This is a genomic window from Streptococcus massiliensis DSM 18628, from assembly GCF_000380065.1.
GTDB classification, from domain to species: Bacteria; Bacillota; Bacilli; order Lactobacillales; family Streptococcaceae; genus Streptococcus; species Streptococcus massiliensis.
Genome location: NZ_KB904401.1, coordinates 1 through 16,137 on the forward strand (window position 1 = coordinate 1; position 16,137 = coordinate 16,137).

The 16,137-nt window shown below is 38.9% G+C and carries 14 protein-coding genes and 2 pseudogenes; 10 read left to right on the plus strand and 6 right to left on the minus strand.

What is annotated here, in order from left to right:
- Window positions 1-174, minus strand: a pseudogene (locus A3I3_RS10220) (ISL3 family transposase); the annotation flags it as partial.
- Window positions 175-429: 255 nt separating this feature from the next.
- Between A3I3_RS10220 and A3I3_RS0107050 the strand changes: the two are divergent.
- The 7 genes from A3I3_RS0107050 to A3I3_RS0107080 all read left to right on the plus strand — a co-directional run bounded on the left by A3I3_RS0107050 (window position 430) and on the right by A3I3_RS0107080 (window position 6,572).
- Window positions 430-1,356, plus strand: a complete 927-nt coding sequence (locus tag A3I3_RS0107050) for a glycosyltransferase family 2 protein (protein WP_018372021.1) — start codon at window positions 430-432, stop codon at window positions 1,354-1,356.
- A 93-nt stretch (window positions 1,357-1,449) separates the two neighbouring features.
- Window positions 1,450-2,148: a glycosyltransferase family 2 protein gene (locus tag A3I3_RS0107055; RefSeq protein ID WP_018372022.1), complete on the plus strand. Its 699-nt coding sequence runs from the start codon at window positions 1,450-1,452 to the stop codon at window positions 2,146-2,148.
- Window positions 2,149-2,151: 3 nt separating this feature from the next.
- Window positions 2,152-2,490: a DUF2304 domain-containing protein gene (locus A3I3_RS0107060; protein ID WP_018372023.1), complete on the plus strand. Its 339-nt coding sequence runs from the start codon at window positions 2,152-2,154 to the stop codon at window positions 2,488-2,490.
- A complete protein-coding gene (locus A3I3_RS0107065; RefSeq protein ID WP_018372024.1) occupies window positions 2,480-3,748 on the plus strand; it encodes a lipopolysaccharide biosynthesis protein in 1,269 nt (422 codons plus the stop codon). The genes A3I3_RS0107060 and A3I3_RS0107065 overlap by 11 nt, the downstream gene beginning before the upstream one ends.
- A complete protein-coding gene (locus A3I3_RS0107070) occupies window positions 3,749-4,528 on the plus strand; it encodes a glycosyltransferase (protein WP_018372025.1) in 780 nt (259 codons plus the stop codon).
- 61 nt (window positions 4,529-4,589) lie between these two features.
- Entirely contained in the window at window positions 4,590-5,441 is an 852-nt protein-coding gene (gene rfbD / locus A3I3_RS0107075; RefSeq protein WP_018372026.1) for a dTDP-4-dehydrorhamnose reductase, read from the plus strand.
- A 156-nt stretch (window positions 5,442-5,597) separates the two neighbouring features.
- Entirely contained in the window at window positions 5,598-6,572 is a 975-nt protein-coding gene (locus A3I3_RS0107080) for a glycosyltransferase family 2 protein (RefSeq protein WP_018372027.1), read from the plus strand.
- A gap of 429 nt (window positions 6,573-7,001) precedes the next feature.
- Here A3I3_RS0107080 and lysS read toward each other — a convergent pair whose 3' ends face one another.
- From lysS to A3I3_RS0107105, 5 genes are all read right to left on the minus strand, one after another.
- Window positions 7,002-8,492: a lysine--tRNA ligase gene (gene lysS, locus A3I3_RS0107085; protein WP_018372028.1), complete on the minus strand. Its 1,491-nt coding sequence runs from the start codon at window positions 8,490-8,492 to the stop codon at window positions 7,002-7,004.
- A gap of 91 nt (window positions 8,493-8,583) precedes the next feature.
- On the minus strand, window positions 8,584-9,225 hold the full coding sequence (locus A3I3_RS0107090) for a histidine phosphatase family protein (RefSeq protein ID WP_018372029.1): 642 nt from the start codon (window positions 9,223-9,225) through the stop codon (window positions 8,584-8,586).
- Between the two features lie 9 nt (window positions 9,226-9,234).
- Window positions 9,235-9,726, minus strand: coding sequence for an aminoacyl-tRNA deacylase (locus A3I3_RS0107095; protein ID WP_018372030.1), 492 nt, complete (start codon window positions 9,724-9,726; stop codon window positions 9,235-9,237).
- Complete coding sequence (locus A3I3_RS0107100) at window positions 9,726-10,685, minus strand: DUF368 domain-containing protein (RefSeq protein WP_338092275.1); 960 nt, start codon at window positions 10,683-10,685, stop codon at window positions 9,726-9,728. The genes A3I3_RS0107095 and A3I3_RS0107100 overlap by 1 nt, the downstream gene beginning before the upstream one ends.
- 29 nt (window positions 10,686-10,714) lie before the next feature.
- Window positions 10,715-11,548, minus strand: a complete 834-nt coding sequence (locus A3I3_RS0107105; protein WP_026129807.1) for a GH25 family lysozyme — start codon at window positions 11,546-11,548, stop codon at window positions 10,715-10,717.
- A 204-nt stretch (window positions 11,549-11,752) separates the two neighbouring features.
- On the opposite strand from A3I3_RS0107105, the gene ftsW reads away from it, so the two are divergent.
- The 3 genes and pseudogenes from ftsW to A3I3_RS11305 form a co-directional block, all read left to right on the plus strand.
- Window positions 11,753-12,970, plus strand: a complete 1,218-nt coding sequence (gene ftsW, locus A3I3_RS0107110; RefSeq protein WP_018372033.1) for a cell division peptidoglycan polymerase FtsW — start codon at window positions 11,753-11,755, stop codon at window positions 12,968-12,970.
- Between the two features lie 10 nt (window positions 12,971-12,980).
- Window positions 12,981-15,824, plus strand: coding sequence for a phosphoenolpyruvate carboxylase (ppc, locus tag A3I3_RS0107115; RefSeq protein ID WP_018372034.1), 2,844 nt, complete (start codon window positions 12,981-12,983; stop codon window positions 15,822-15,824).
- A 154-nt stretch (window positions 15,825-15,978) separates the two neighbouring features.
- A pseudogene (locus A3I3_RS11305) lies at window positions 15,979-16,137 on the plus strand (IS1182 family transposase); the annotation flags it as partial.

The window sequence follows — 16,137 nt, forward strand, 5'->3', positions numbered from 1 at the left end:
TTCTTTCTGGAAGTCATATTTAGCCATTTGTCCTTGGCAGTGAGGGCATTTAGGAGCGGGATAATCTAGCTTAGCCATGATTTCTTTATGTGTTCCAGCATCTACATAATCTAAAATAGTGATGTTAGGGTCTTTAATTCCGAGTAAGTTTGTGATAAAATTTAATTGTTCCATAAGATTCTTTCTAATGATGGTTTGATCGCTTTTCATTATAGGTCTTATGGGACTTTTTTTCTACAACAAAATAGGCTCCATAATTCCTACAGTGGTTTTACCCACTACAGAAATTATAGAGCCTTTTTTAGTTGATTAACAGATGGAGCTACCATTTGACTTTTATCGGCTGAGATTATAAAATAGAGCAATAAGCGAGTATGAATGGCTGCGTTTGAGGTCACATATAAAAACTTTTATTTATAAGGAGTCTACATGACGATTTCAGTAATTGTTCCTTGTTTTAATGAGGAAGAATCCATTCCTTTGTTTTATGCGGAAATGGAAAAAATAAAGCCGAGTTTGGGAGAAGAGCTTGAGTATATTTTTATCAATGACGGCTCAAAAGACCAGACTTTAGCTGTTTTGCGTCAACTCAATCAAGTCGATGAGCAGGTGCGCTATCTTTCTTTTTCGCGAAATTTTGGGAAGGAAGCAGCCCTGTATGCAGGTCTTCAGCACGCGACAGGTGACTTGGTGACGGTTATGGATGTTGATTTGCAGGATCCACCAGAATTGCTCCTTCAAATGAAAGACATGCTGACGGCGCAGCCTGATTTGGACTGTGTCGGAACCCGCCGAACGACTCGTGAGGGTGAGCCGCCGATTCGCAGCTTTTTTGCGAATTTATTTTACAAACTCATCAATCGGATCAGTCAGGTCGAAATGGTGGACGGTGCCCGCGATTTTCGCCTCATGCGCCGCCCCATGGTGGACGCAATTTTGGAAGTTTCCGAGTATAATCGATTTTCCAAGGGAATTTTTGCTTGGGTCGGTTTTAAAACGGAATATCTAGAATATAAGAACGTCGAGCGAGTGGCAGGGGAGACCAGCTGGAACTTCTGGCAACTCTTTAATTATTCTCTGGAAGGGATTGTCAATTTTTCTGATATGCCGCTAACGATTGCTTTCTTGGGTGGAGTGATAGCCTGCATGATGGCCTTCATTCTCATGGCAATCGTTATCGTTCGTACCCTGATTTTTGGTGACCCGACCTCTGGTTGGCCGTCTCTGGTCTCCATTATCCTCTTTCTCGGTGGCTTCCAGCTCTTGACGATTGGGATTTTGGGTAAATATATTGGTAAAATTTTCATGGAAACCAAACACCGCCCCGTTTATGTGATTAAAGAGAAAAGTAAATAAAGTGGTCTAAAAACCACTTTTTTCGTTGCTACAACTATTTTTTTAACCATTTTTATAGTATAATGGAAGGCAGAAACTTAAAGGAGAAAACACGTGCAAAAAAAGTCAGATCTGCTGATTATCATTCCGGCCTATAATGAAGAAGCATCCATAGAAAAAGTAGTTAATAATCTCATTTACAACTATTCTCAATATGACTATGTCATTATAAATGACGGTTCTAAGGATAAAACGTCAATGATTTGTCATCGAAATAATTACAATATTATTGACTTACCAGTAAATCTTGGTCTGGCTGGCGCATTTCAAACTGGTTTACGTTTTGCTTATCAGAAAGGTTATGATAAAGCAGTCCAATTTGATGCAGATGGACAGCATTTGCCAGAATATATCTCCGACTTGGAAAAATCAATCAATGATGGAAATGAATTGGCGATTGGCTCTCGTTTTGTCACTGAAAAACGTCCAAATTCTTTACGAATGTTAGGGAATATTTTAATCAGCGGAGCCATTAAACTGACTACTGGTAAAACAATAAATGATCCAACTTCAGGCATGCGTATGTTTTCAAAAAAACTGATTAAGGAATTTGCTCAAAACATTAACTATGGACCAGAGCCTGACACGGTTTCTTATCTTTTACAAAATGGTGTCAAAGTAGCAGAAGTTCAAGTCAAAATGGAAGAACGGCAGGCAGGGGAGAGCTACTTGACTTTGTCGCGTTCTATTAAGTATATGACACATATGTTTTTGTCTATCTTGATTATTCAGAATTTCCGAAAGAGAGGTTAGATCGTGAGTATTTGGTTTCAAATTGTTTTAGTTTTTGTATCTCTTGTGACTTGTTCTTTTATCTTGCGAAATATTCGTAAATCACAAGTGCAGATAGGAGATGCTCTTTTCTGGGTCTTTTTCTCACTTATTTTACTCATTTTTAGTATTATTCCACAAGTAGCAGAGTTTATTTCAGCGACTTTAGGCATCTTCTCCGCTGTTAATTTCATCTTTTTATTTATTATTTTCCTACTCTTGATCAATCAATTTCAACTGACAATTCGTTTGTCTAAACTAGATAGTAAATTTAAAGATTTAGTACAAACACTGGCAATTAAGGACGAAGAACATGAAGACTAAACCAACAGACAAAGAAATTTATTTTTGGAATCTCTTGGGAAATTTAGCAGCAGCCGGAGTTTCAGTTATTTATTTATTGATTGTTACTCGCTTGCAGTCAGCAGAAGTTGCAGACACATACAGTTTAGCAACTTCCATCGGAAATTTATGGGTTATTATTGGTCTCTTTCAGGTTAGAAATTATCAAGGAACGGATATCAAAAAGAACTATTCTTTTAACAGTTATTTCTTAAGCCGCTTGATAACAGTTTTTTTGATGTTGATCACTTTACTGCCATATTTATATGTGATAAACTACGATTTTTCTACTTTTGCCTTATTCATTGTCTTTCTAATTGTTGCTTATAGAATGAGTGATTGCTTTTCCGATGTTTTTCAAGGCCTCTATCAGCAAGAAGGGCGCTTGGATTTGGCGGGGAAATATATGTTTTATCGCTATGTCGGAAGTAGTCTGGTCTTAACTTTGTTCCTAGTAGTTACAAAGTCGATTATTATCGCGTTATTATCTCTTGTTATTTTCAACCTTTTAATGGTTTATTTTTTTGATTATCGACAGTCAAGAAATTTTGATAAAATCAGTTGGAACTCGTTGTTAAAAGTAACTAATTTTAAAAGTGCTTTTTTGATTTTAGTAGCTTGTTCGCCTTTATTTTTATATGGTTTTCTGATTAATCAAATTTTTAATGAACCTCGATTAGTTATTGCAGCAGCTCAAGCAAATGGGCAATTTCAAAATGGAATACAAAGAGATTTTAATATTCTTTTTATGCCTGTATTTTTCATGAGCTTGTGCGTCTTGATCGTTAGACCACTAATTACTGACCTTGCTAAATATTGGTATGAAAAACAATACAAAATATTTGATCGCCTTATTTTGAAAATCTTTTTATTTTTAAGTATTTCAGGATTATTCATGACAGGAGCTGCCTATTTTTTAGGTATTCCTGTACTATCATTGGTATTTGGAGTGAATCTGACTCAATATAGTCTGACCCTCACTATTTTAGTTTTTTCAGGTATTCTCTATTCAATGGCGATCGTTCTTGAAAATATTATTACTATTTTTAGGAAGCACTCTTATTTGCTGATAGTTTATATTCTTATGTATTTTTTATCTATTTCTATAACGAAACAGAGTATCATAGAAAATGGTTTACTGGGAGCAGCGACTAGTTTTTTACTAGTAATGCTTTTATATGTATTTGGTAGCGTATGTATTTATATATTTGTTCGCTATCATAAAAGAAAGGAATCTTAAATGAATAAATTAGAGCATACTTTCGTTCTTTGTGCATATGGGGATAGCCCTTATTTAGAAGAATGTATTCAATCATTATTAGCTCAAACGAGAAAAAGTCAAATAATTCTTTATACTTCAACACCAAGCAAACATATTGAGACAATTTGTCGAAAATATGAAATTCCTATTTATGTAAAAAAAGGTGGTTCTATCGGTAAAGATTGGAATAATGCTTTATCATGTGTTGAAACAAAGTATGCTACAATCGCTCATCAAGACGATTATTATGAGCAAGATTACGCTCGATTTATTTTAGAACAAGCAGAACAAAAAGAAGATTCGATTATTTTATATTCGGATTATTTTGAAGAGAAAGATAATCGCAAGGTTGAGCATACAACAAATTTGAAAATCAAGAGTTTCATGCTAAAGACGATGAACTTATTCCCTAGTTCTTCCTTTTGGAAAAAACGTATCCTAGCTTTTGGTAATGCAATTTGTTGTCCTGCAGTAACCTATAATTTAGAAAAATTAGGAAATTTTAAATTTGACGAGAATCTTAGAGGAAATCTTGATTGGATTGCATGGTATCATCTTGCTCAAAAAAGTGGACGATTTGTTTATGTTGACAAAAAATTGATGTGTCATCGAATTCATAGTGATTCTGAAACTTCAAAAACGATCGAAGATAACACTAGAACAGCAGAGGATTTAGAAACTTTAAAACTATTTTGGCCCAATTGGATTGCTAAATTCATTATGAAATTCTACGTAAAAAGTCAAAATTCTAATGGTTAAAACGGTTTTTTAGCCGTTTTTTTGATATAATTATCATTGTGAAAATACAAAGGAGAATTCTATGATTTTAATTACAGGTGCAAATGGTCAGCTTGGTACGGAGCTCCGCCATTTACTGGACGAACGAAATGAAGACTACGTGGCGGTAGATGTGGCAGAAATGGACATTACAAATGCTCAAATGGTAGAGCAGGTCTTTTCTGAAATCAAGCCCAGCCTTGTCTATCACTGTGCGGCTTACACGGCTGTCGATGCAGCAGAAGACGAGGGCAAAGAGCTAGATTACGCGATCAATGTCACAGGGACAGAAAATGTCACTAAGGCTGCTGAAAAGCATGGGGCAACCTTGGTTTACATCTCAACGGACTATGTGTTTGACGGTCAAAAGCCGGTCGGTCAAGAGTGGGAAGTGGACGATGTTCCAGCGCCGCAGACCGAATACGGTCGCACCAAGCGTATGGGTGAGGAGCTGGTTGAGAAATATTCGAGCCGTTACTATATCATTCGGACAGCTTGGGTCTTTGGAAATTATGGCAAGAACTTTGTCTTTACCATGCAAAATTTAGCAAAAACGCATCCGACTTTGACGGTTGTCAATGACCAGCATGGTCGTCCGACTTGGACGCGTACGCTGGCAGAATTTATGACTTACTTGGCTGAAAATCAAAAGGAATTTGGTTACTATCACTTGTCAAATGACGCCAAGGAAGATACGACTTGGTATGATTTTGCGGTAGAAATCTTGAAAGATACAGATGTGGAAGTTCTGCCGGTTGATTCTAACAAATTCCCAGCTAAGGCTAAGCGTCCTTTCAACTCAACCATGAGTTTGGCAAAGGCCAAGGCAACTGGTTTTGTCATTCCAACTTGGCAAGATGCCTTGAAGGAATTTTACCGACAAGAGAAGAAATAGAAGTCAATATTGAAGAGAAAAGAGATTGTGGACTTTGTTCCACACTCTTTTTTTAGAGGATAATCATTTGTGAACATTAAAGAAGATTTTCAGGTTAGCTTTTGTTAAAAAAGAAAATATGGTACAATTTGAGTAAAGAAAAATCGAGGAGTTATGATGACACAAAGCTTAGTAAGTATTATTGTTCCGATCTACAATGCAGAAAAAAGTATCGAGAAATGCGTCCATTCGATTTTGAACCAATCATTTAAGGATTTTGAATTAATTTTGATGAATGATGGTTCAACAGATAATACCATTGACAAATTAAAGCACTTCCAAGAGACAGATCCACGAGTAAAGCTGATTGATAAAGCAAATGAAGGGGTATCAACTACTAGAAACAGAGGGATTGAGCTCGCTAGCGGTCGTTATATTATGTTTATTGACAACGATGACTATATTGCTTCGGATTATGTGGAAACCTTCTTTCAGGCGATTGAAACAGAGCAACTGGATATTGTCCTTGGTTCTTACAAGAGAGTTGACAGTCAGGAAAAAGTCCTCTTTCAGCAAAGTTTGAAGTCGAATGAGTGGTCAAAGTATATTATCGTAGCACCTTGGGCAAAAATTTATCGCAGAGAGTTCATTTTAGAACATAAGATACAATTTTTTAATTATCCGATTGGTGAAGATGTTGTGTTTAATTTGAAGGCTTATTCGCTAACTGATAAGATTAAGACGATTGATTATAATGGTTATTTTTGGTTTTACAATGAATCGAGTATCTCTAATACTTCTCAAAGAGGCTTTAATAAAAAGATAGATATTCGGGTTCTGTTTGAAAAAATTATCTCAGAAATCAATCCTCAGTCAAAAGAACTGAAATATGTTCGATATTACCTAAAAAGATATTATGTTTGGTATCTCTTGTTTTCTGGTCGAAATGCTAGCAGACAAGAATTCTATGACCAATATAGTTCAATCAAAAAATGGCTTGCGGATCATCAACAGATGAGTTCCCTCAGTCCACTCTCCTACGAGGTTTCAGGTGAACGCTTTCTATCTAAAGTCAGCATGATTGTTTTTCTAACAGTCGAAAAATTATCGCTTGTTAAACTTTTTGCTAGATTGTATTGTAAGGGAAGTTAAAGTTTTTAGCTTCTCTTTTCTAATACCTCAAGCGATGAAAGAGATTAAAAAAGTGTCATCTTTGAGAACAAAAAACACTGTGTTTAACAATTTTGGTATCTTTTGTAAGTCCAAGTTGAGTATTAGAATAAGACAGTTTAGAGGGTGACTGTTTTAGTTTGGACTAATCCCTTTCAAATATCCCATGAGACTAACGTTGCTAATCTTTATGTGGATAGTTACAAATATATGAATGTAATTGAGTATTGTTTATTCCTCTAGCATTGCAACTCCTTTGTGTTTACACAACACCTTTTTAGCTATATTTTTCTCCTTTCGCTTTACAGCAGTGCTGATTATCATTTTACACCTATGGGGCCGATGATATAATAAAAAGAACAAAGATATAACTAGAAATATCTCTGTTCTTTTGTGTTCTAATGTACCAAGTTATTTCATCGTTGGAAAGAGTAGGACATCGCGAATAGTGGTGACATCAGTCAAGAGCATCACCAAGCGGTCAATTCCGATACCGAGTCCACCGGTTGGTGGCATACCGTATTCAAGGGCTTCAACATATTCGTAGTCAATGCCTGTCGCCTCATCGTCTCCCAATTCCTTAGCCGCAGCTTGGGCTTCAAAACGAGATAATTGGTCAATCGGGTCATTCAGTTCAGTAAAGGCATTGGCATACTCTTTGGTCATAATAAAGAGTTCAAAGCGGTCAGTGAAACGCTCATCATCCGGATTTTTCTTGGCAAGTGGAGACACCGCTACAGGGTGCCCATAGATAAAGGTTGGCTGCTCTAGTGTGTCTTCCACATATTCTTCAAAGAAAGCGTTGATAATGTGGCCGACCTCTGTGTAGTGTTTTTCTACTGGAACCTTCTTTTCTTTAGCAAGAGCAAGCGCCTCTTCAAAAGTCATCTCTTTCCAGAAGTCAATCCCAGTAATGTCCTTAATCGCATCCACCATATGAATCCGTTTGAAAGGTTCATTGATTTTGATTTCCGTTCCTTGGTAGTCAATCGGTCCATTTCCCTTAACAGAAATGGCTGCATGCTGGATAATCCCTTCAGTCAAATCCATGACATCTTGAAAATCTGCATAGGCTTGATAGACCTCAATCGAAGTAAACTCAGGATTGTGAGTAGCGTCCATTCCTTCGTTGCGGAAAATTCGTCCGATTTCATAGACGCGCTCCATACCACCGACAATGAGGCGTTTGAGGTGAAGCTCAGTCGCGATACGCAGCACCATGTCAATATTTTGCGCATTATGGTGAGTGATGAAAGGACGAGCAGCAGCGCCACCAGCTTGATTGTGTAGCACAGGCGTTTCCACTTCAAGGAAACCTTGTCCGTCCAGATAACGGCGGATTTCTGAAATAATTTTTGAGCGGGTGACGAAACGCTCGAGGCTTTCGCGGTTAGAAATCAAGTCCAAGTAGCGTTTGCGGTAAATCGTCTCAACGTCCGTCAGACCGTGGAATTTTTCAGGCAGAGGACGCAAAGCCTTAGAAAGGTGGGTGATGTGGGTTGCCTTGATAGAAAGCTCGCCCATATCCGTCCGCATGATTTCGCCCTCAATTCCTAGGAAGTCACCGAGGTCAGCTTTCTTGAAAATTTCGTAATTTTCTTCACCGACAGCGTCCTTACGAACGTAAATTTGGATTTGGCCTTCGCGGTCTTGGATGTGGGCGAAGCCAACTTTACCTTTTCCGCGCTTGGTCATGAGGCGACCTGCAATGGTAGCCGTCTCGTTCAAATCATGCAGTTCTTCTTTTGATTTATCAGCATATTTTTCTTTTAGCTCAGCAGAATTTGCAGTGCGCTCAAAGCGTTTTCCAAATGGGTCAATCCCTTGTGCAGCTAGAGCGGCCATTTTCTCACGACGAATAATTTGCTGGTCGTTCAATTCTTCAATATGTTCAGTAGTCATGAATTTCCTCCTAAGATATACTCTCCTATTTTATCACATTTTCCTTGGAAAGGCACTAGTATCTAACTAAAAAATAAGAAAAACCGTGAACCTAGTAAGTCACAGTTTCCTCGGCTAGAAGATAATCTAAATTATTCCAAGTTAGGAGTTCAAAATGCTGGTAGTCTTGAGTTTCAAGAATGGTCAAACTTGCATTGTGCAGGCCACCTTCGAGGCGAAGCTGAGCAGGCTCATATCCTAACATGGTGCGGATAGAAGCAACTAGGTTAGCACCGTGTCCGACAATAAGAATATTTTCATAGCCGCAACCTTTGAGCGATTGGATAAAGTTGATGACGCGGTGGGTTGTTTGATAGAGGGATTCTGCTTCAAATATTGTATTGTTAAATTTTGCCAAATTTGTTTTGAAAGCCGCAATCTGATGGGGGTAGATGGCCTCAACTGTAGCAATTTTTGTACCTTCAAGACGACCTAGATGCCATTCTCTTAAAGCAGAAGTAGTCACGATAGTTTGTGGTTGATCGTTTTCAGCATTGATGATTTCTGCTGTTTTGATAGCTCGTGACAGATCACTTGAAAAAATCTTATCAAAATGAGTGTGTGCAAGGTGTTTGCCAAGGAGTTTTATTTCCTCAACTGATGTAGGTAAAAGTGGAGAATCTCCACTAGCTCCTTGGAAACGCCCCTCTTCATTCCATTCTGTGCGTCCATGGCGGACAAAGTAAAGTTTCATAGTTTTCTCCTAATTTGATATAGTTTTATTTTCTATTAAGTCAGCAAAATCTGCATTGACGAAATCTGCGAGATCTTGTGCATTTACCCTGATACTACGCCCAACTTCGCCAGCTGAGACAATCATACTTTCGCGCGTTAGCGCGCTTTGGTCGATAAAAATCGGGAAAGGATGTTTCTGACGAATACCTACGGGATTATTAGCTCCGTGAACATAGCCAGTTGTCTTTTCCAAATCTTTTTGAGCAATCATACTGACTTTTTTGTTACCAGAAACTTTGGCGAGTTTCTTTTCTGATAAATGCTCAGTGATAGGGACAACACCGATAACAGGGCCTGTTTTGTCACCTCTGAGCGCCAGTGTTTTGTAAATTTGAGCGCGATCAACATCATCAGGAATTTTTCCCTCTAAACCATTAAAAGCAAGCCCCTCATGATCAATTTTCGCCTTAGTCAAAATTTGCTCAACTAAAGTTTTTTTATGCTTCACTTTTTTTGCCATTACTTATATTTTTCCTCCAATTTGCTCATCCAAATGCCTAGCCAAATGCCCAAACTAAAGAAGAGCGCAGCTAGAACTAGGGTTATAACGGAAACACCAGAGTAAGACAAACTTTCAGGATTGTTGGGTTGTGGTAAAACGATGAGAATGGTACTTGCTAGGACGATTCCTAAAATAAAATGATAAACGCGAGAATGATAGTGAGTTAAGGCATAGTCCATTCCCTTTGAAAAAAGAAGTAGTGTTACCCCCGCACCAAGTCCAATCGGCAAAAAGGTTCCTAGAAGATCTAGATGTTTGAAACCTGAGAGCATAGGACCATAAAGACCTAATATTAAAAGTAAGTTGGATGGACTGAGTCCAGGAACTAGAATTCCCAATGCCAAGAGCGCGCCAGCTAAGAGAAAGCTAAGAAAGTTGATAGGAATATTACCTGTCAGGTCGTGTAAGAAATAGAGGACGATTGCTGAAAGGATCAAGGTCGCCCAAAACCAAATGGTGTCCACTCGATCACGCGGTGACTGGCTAGTGCTTTCTTTAATCAAGCTGGGAAGTGTCCCGATGATAGCTCCAGCAAATCCCCAAAGGACGATGATAGGATAATGTTTTAGCAGAAATTCTACTGGATAAGAAAAACAAGCGATTCCTAAGATCATGCCCAGCCCTACAGGAAGAAAATAAAGGCAGTTCTCAATAAAGTCTTGTTTAAGGTGGGCTAAAAAAGCAATCATCCGTTCGTAAATCCCTAAAAGTGCTGCCAGCACGCCACCAGAAATTCCCGGTAAAATAAACCCCAAAGCGATAATCATGCCTTTGACAACCCTAATAAACCAATTCATATCAGTCTCCCATCGTACAGAAATACAAACTATAGTATACCATAATTTGAGTTTTAAAAATAGTCTTCGTAAAGGGAAAATCTTTTTTGATAAAAAAAGAATGAAAGACAGAGTCATCATTCTTTATGAAGGTATAAAGTCCAGAGTAATTATTTTCCAAATAATTTTTGATAAGTTTGCTTTTGATCTTTGAGAGGAGAAAGTTGATTGAGGTCAACTATATGCTCAAATCCACTAATCCAACCTTTAGAAGTATATTGATGTAGATCATAATCAATAGTAGTATTTGGTGCCGCATTATAATACCCATTGTTATCGCCATAAGTCGGAATCCAAATGGCATTGAACTTTGAGGTATCAATGCTGTGTTCTTGCATAAAATAGGTTCCGATGTAAATTCCGATATTTTTAGCACCTAGACTGCTCAACTTCGCACGAAAAGCCTCAATTCCAGCATTCATATTGGACATGGTTCGCTCTTCTACATCTAACCAGTAATAGGTCGGTTTATAGGGAGAAGCAGCCTTATAAAATTCTTCTGCTTCCTTTTCCATTTCCTTTTTATTTGCTGCAGCAACATAGGCGTAGACAGCGACAGGGATATCGCGCTTTTGGAATTCTTTGATATGCCGTTTGTAGGCCTTATCAAGACCATTCAGCTCGGTTGCAGCGTTTTCCTTCTTAGCTTGTCCTCCACTATGTACTCGGATAATGGCTCCAGAAATGCCATTTGCCATTTGGTCATAGTTAATTTCTTCTGGTAACTGCCAGCCTGACAGGTCAATAATTGGTTTAACAGTAATATTTTCTGTATCAGATGAAGCAGTCGTGGATGAACTAGGAGAAGTAGTACGATCAACCAGCTGAGTTTGATTTGCTTGCTCTTTTTCAACTCGTTCGTAGTGCTGTTTAGTAGCAACTAGCATGATAATAAAACTCATGAAAAAAACGAGGAGAGCAACCGGTTTAATCCTCTTTCTCATACTATTTTCATTTTAACCTAAATAAGGAAAAAAAGCAAAATATATAGCTAAAATGTCATAAAAGTGTAATGTAAATATAGGAGGACAGTTAACATTCGTTAAATTTACTTTTAAAAAGATAACGCTTACTAAATGGCTGCTACTTTTTTAAAAATCAAAAAAATGATATAATATTCTTGAAATTTTAGAACATTTTGGTGAACTATGAACATTAAGAAGCGGCATTTATTAAATTATTCGATTTTAGTGCCTTATTTGATACTATCTGTTATAGGACTAATTGTGGTCTACTCATCAACTAGTGCAACTTTGATTCAATCTGGTAGTAATCCCTTTAAACTGGTTATCAACCAAGCATTGTTTTGGCTACTCAGTTTAGCCTTGATTGCTTTGATCTATAAGTTTAGCCTTAAGTTTTTACGCAACCAGCGACTTATCATTCTGGTTATCGTTATTGAGTTAGTTTTATTAGTCGCTTCGCGTTTTGGACCGGTAGTAAATGGAGCACATGGTTGGATCAAGATCGGAAGTCTGATTTCCATTCAGCCAGCTGAGTATTTGAAATTAGTTTTGATCTGGTTTTTATCCTATCGTTTTTCACTTCGGCAGGATGAAATTGGGACTTATGATTATCAGGCTTTGACCAAAAATCAGTGGTTACCACGAGAGTTTAGTGACTGGCGGTTGATTTCAGCAATTATGATTGGTGTAGTTGTTATGCTGCCTGATTTGGGGAATGCTACGATTTTGATTCTTACCTTGTTGATTATTGTGTCGGCTAGTGGGATTGGTTATCGCTGGTTTACAGGAATTTTAGGCTTACTCGTTACGGTTTCGGTAGCAACTTTGATGGGAATTCGTTTAGTTGGTGTGGATCGTGTAGCTAAGATTCCCGTCTTTGGCTACGTGGCCAAACGTTTCAGCGCTTTTTTCAATCCATTTACAGATTTATCAGGTTCGGGGCATCAGCTGGCAAATTCTTATTACGCTATGAGTAATGGTGGCTGGTTCGGCTTAGGCCTAGGAAATTCGATTGAAAAACGTGGTTACTTGCCTGAGGCTCACACTGACTTTGTCTTTTCTATCGTTACTGAGGAGCTGGGATTCATTGGTGCAAGCTTAATTCTTGCTCTGCTTTTCTTCCTCATTCTTCGTATCATTCTTGTCGGTGTGCGGGCAAAGAATCCTTTTAATTCTATGATGGCAATCGGTGTTGGGGGCATGCTGCTTATGCAAACGTTCATCAATATCGGAGGAATTTCAGGGTTAATTCCATCAACTGGGGTAACTTTTCCTTTCCTATCACAAGGAGGGAACAGTCTACTTGTCGTTTCAGTTGCCATTGGTTTTGTGTTAAATATTGATGCAAGTGAAAAGCGTGAAGCGCTCTATCGACAGTATCATGAACGTTCAGAGGAATAAGAGGTAAATGATGTCATTTAAAAAATTAGAGAGTTATAACAACAAAGATGTTATCCGAGAAGAAGTAACCATTTTAACAGATTTGCTGGCAGAGGTTACTCGTAATATTCTAAGCAAAGAGACTTTTGAAAAGATTTTTGCCATGAAGGACTTGGCCATCAATTCAGATTATCAAGGACTGAAGGCGATTGTTGAAGGATTGACTACTGATGAAATGACTTATATTTCACGTTATTTTTCCATTTTGCCACTCTTGATTAATATTTCAGAAGACGTTGACTTGGCTTATGAAATTAATCATCAGAACAATATCAATCAAGATTATCTAGGAAAATTGTCGACGACGATTGACCTGATTTCTTCGCGGGAAAATGCGACTGAAATTTTAGAAAATCTTAATGTGGTACCCGTTTTGACGGCTCACCCCACTCAGGTACAGCGTAAAACCATGCTTGATTTGACCAATCACATTCACAGTCTCTTGCGTCAACACCGCGATGTCAAGGCTGGCTTGGTCAATGAAGATAAATGGTACAAAAATCTCCGCCGCTACATTGAAATCATGATGCAGACGGACATGATTCGTGAGAAAAAGCTCAAAGTCACCAACGAAATTACCAACGTCATGGAATATTACAACAGTTCTTTCTTGCAGGCAATCACCAACCTCATGCTTGAATATAAGCGTTTGGCAGAAGAACATGGTATTTTGTTGAAAAATCCTAAGCCTATCACTATGGGCATGTGGATCGGGGGTGACCGTGACGGAAATCCTTTTGTGACAGCAGAGACGCTGAAATTATCAGCGACTGTACAGAGTGAAGTTATTCTTAATTATTACATTGACAAGGTTTCTGTGCTCTATCGTACCTTCTCCTTGTCGACTAATTTTTCAGAGACTAGCGAGGCAGTGGCGCAAATGGCTGCCCTGTCTAGCGATACATCAGTTTATCGAGAAAATGAGCCTTATCGCCGCGCCTTTCACTATATCCAGTCCAAGCTCATTCAAACCTTGCTTTATTTGAAAGAAGGGGACTTTTCTAAGGGACATGGCAGAGCTGAAGATTTGGAAGCAGCCTTGCAGCAAAATACTAGTGCCAAAGTCAGCCGAAATGGCAAGGAAATCATTCCCAATTATATCCAATCGCGCGTTCAAGATGCCTTGGCCGAGCTTAAAAAAGAACAAGCACCGTCTTATAAGACCGCCCAAGAATTTAAAGAAGATTTGCTCCTGATTAGAAACTCGCTTGTAGAGAATAATGGCGAAGCCTTGATTACTGGGGACTTGACCGAGCTTCTACAAGCCGTTGATATTTTCGGTTTCTTCCTTGCAAGCATTGATATGCGGCAGGATTCCAGCGTGCATGAAGCCTGTGTGGCTGAGTTGCTCGCATCAGCAAATATTGTGGACGACTACAGCTCTTTGTCAGAAGAAGAGAAGTGCCAAGTGCTCTTGCATCAGTTGTTAGAAGACCCGCGGATTTTGTCAGCGACGCATGCGGAAAAATCAGAGTTGTTGCAAAAAGAATTAGCCATTTTCCAAACGGCGCGTGAGCTGAAAGATGTGCTGGGTGAAGAAGTCATCAAGCAAAACATCATTTCCCACGCGACCAGCGTGTCCGATATGCTGGAGCTGGCTATTATGCTTAAGGAAGTAGGCTTGGTGGATGAAGAGCAGGCGCGCGTGCAAATTGTACCCCTCTTTGAAACTATTGAGGACTTGGACAACTCTTGCGATACCATGGAAAAATATTTGTCGCTACCGATTGCTCAAAAATGGATTGCTTCTAAAAATAACTACCAAGAAATCATGCTGGGTTACTCCGATAGTAACAAGGACGGCGGTTATCTGTCTTCTTGCTGGACGCTTTACAAAGCACAGCAGCAGCTAACAGCTATTGGGGATAAATTTGGCGTGAAAATCACTTTCTTCCACGGTCGTGGAGGAACGGTTGGTCGCGGTGGTGGTCCAACTTACGAAGCGATTACCTCCCAACCTTTGCGCAGTATCAACGACCGTATCCGCTTGACCGAGCAAGGTGAAGTGATTGGCAATAAATACGGCAACAAAGACGCAGCCTACTACAATTTGGAAATGCTGGTGTCGGCTGCCATTAACCGCATGGTTACGCATAAGAAGAGTGATAGTAACACGACAAATGAGTACGAGCGCATTATGGATCAAGTGGTAGACCGCAGTTATCAGATTTATCGTGATTTGGTCTTTGGGAATGAGCATTTTTACGATTATTTCTTTGAGTCTAGCCCGATTAAAGCCATTTCTAGCTTCAATATTGGCTCACGTCCAGCCGCGCGGAAGACGATTACTGAAATCGGCGGTCTGCGTGCCATTCCTTGGGTCTTCTCATGGTCACAAAGCCGGGTTATGTTCCCTGGCTGGTATGGTGTTGGCTCTAGTTTCAAGGAATACATTGACCAAGACCCAGAAAAGAACCTGGCTTTCCTACATAAGATGTACAAACAGTGGCCTTTCTTCAAATCTCTCTTGTCAAATGTTGATATGGTGCTGTCCAAGTCTAATATGAACATTGCCTTTGAGTATGCGCAGCTGTGCGAGGAAAAAGAAGTGCAAGACATCTTCCATATTATCTTGGACGAGTGGCAATTAACCAAAGATGTCATTCTGGCTATTGAAGGTTACGACGATTTACTGGCAGAAAATAACTATTTGAAAGACAGTTTAGATTATCGCATGCCTTACTTTAATGTGCTAAACTATATCCAGTTAGAACTCATCAAGCGCCAACGTCGCGGTGAACTCTCCGCCGACCAAGAAAGGCTGATTCATATCACAATCAACGGAATTGCGACCGGACTTCGTAATTCAGGTTAATGACGAAAACGAGAAGTAATAAATTAAAAAAGAGCCTGGGACAATAGTCCCTTATCTCCAAAAAAAGCAACGGCAAATCCGTTGCTTTTTTGCATGGTTGCGATAGTCTTGGTAAAATAGAATTGCACAATAAACCATTTAGAAAGGCTATCCCATGCATATTCACTATAACACAAATCAAACAACTTTACCACTAGAAATCAGTTCTTTCTTGCCACAAGACCATCTCGTCTTTACGATTGAAAAAGTGGTGAATACTTTGGAGGATTGTCACTTCCACGCCTTCTATCATGCCTTTGGTCGCCCGTCTTAT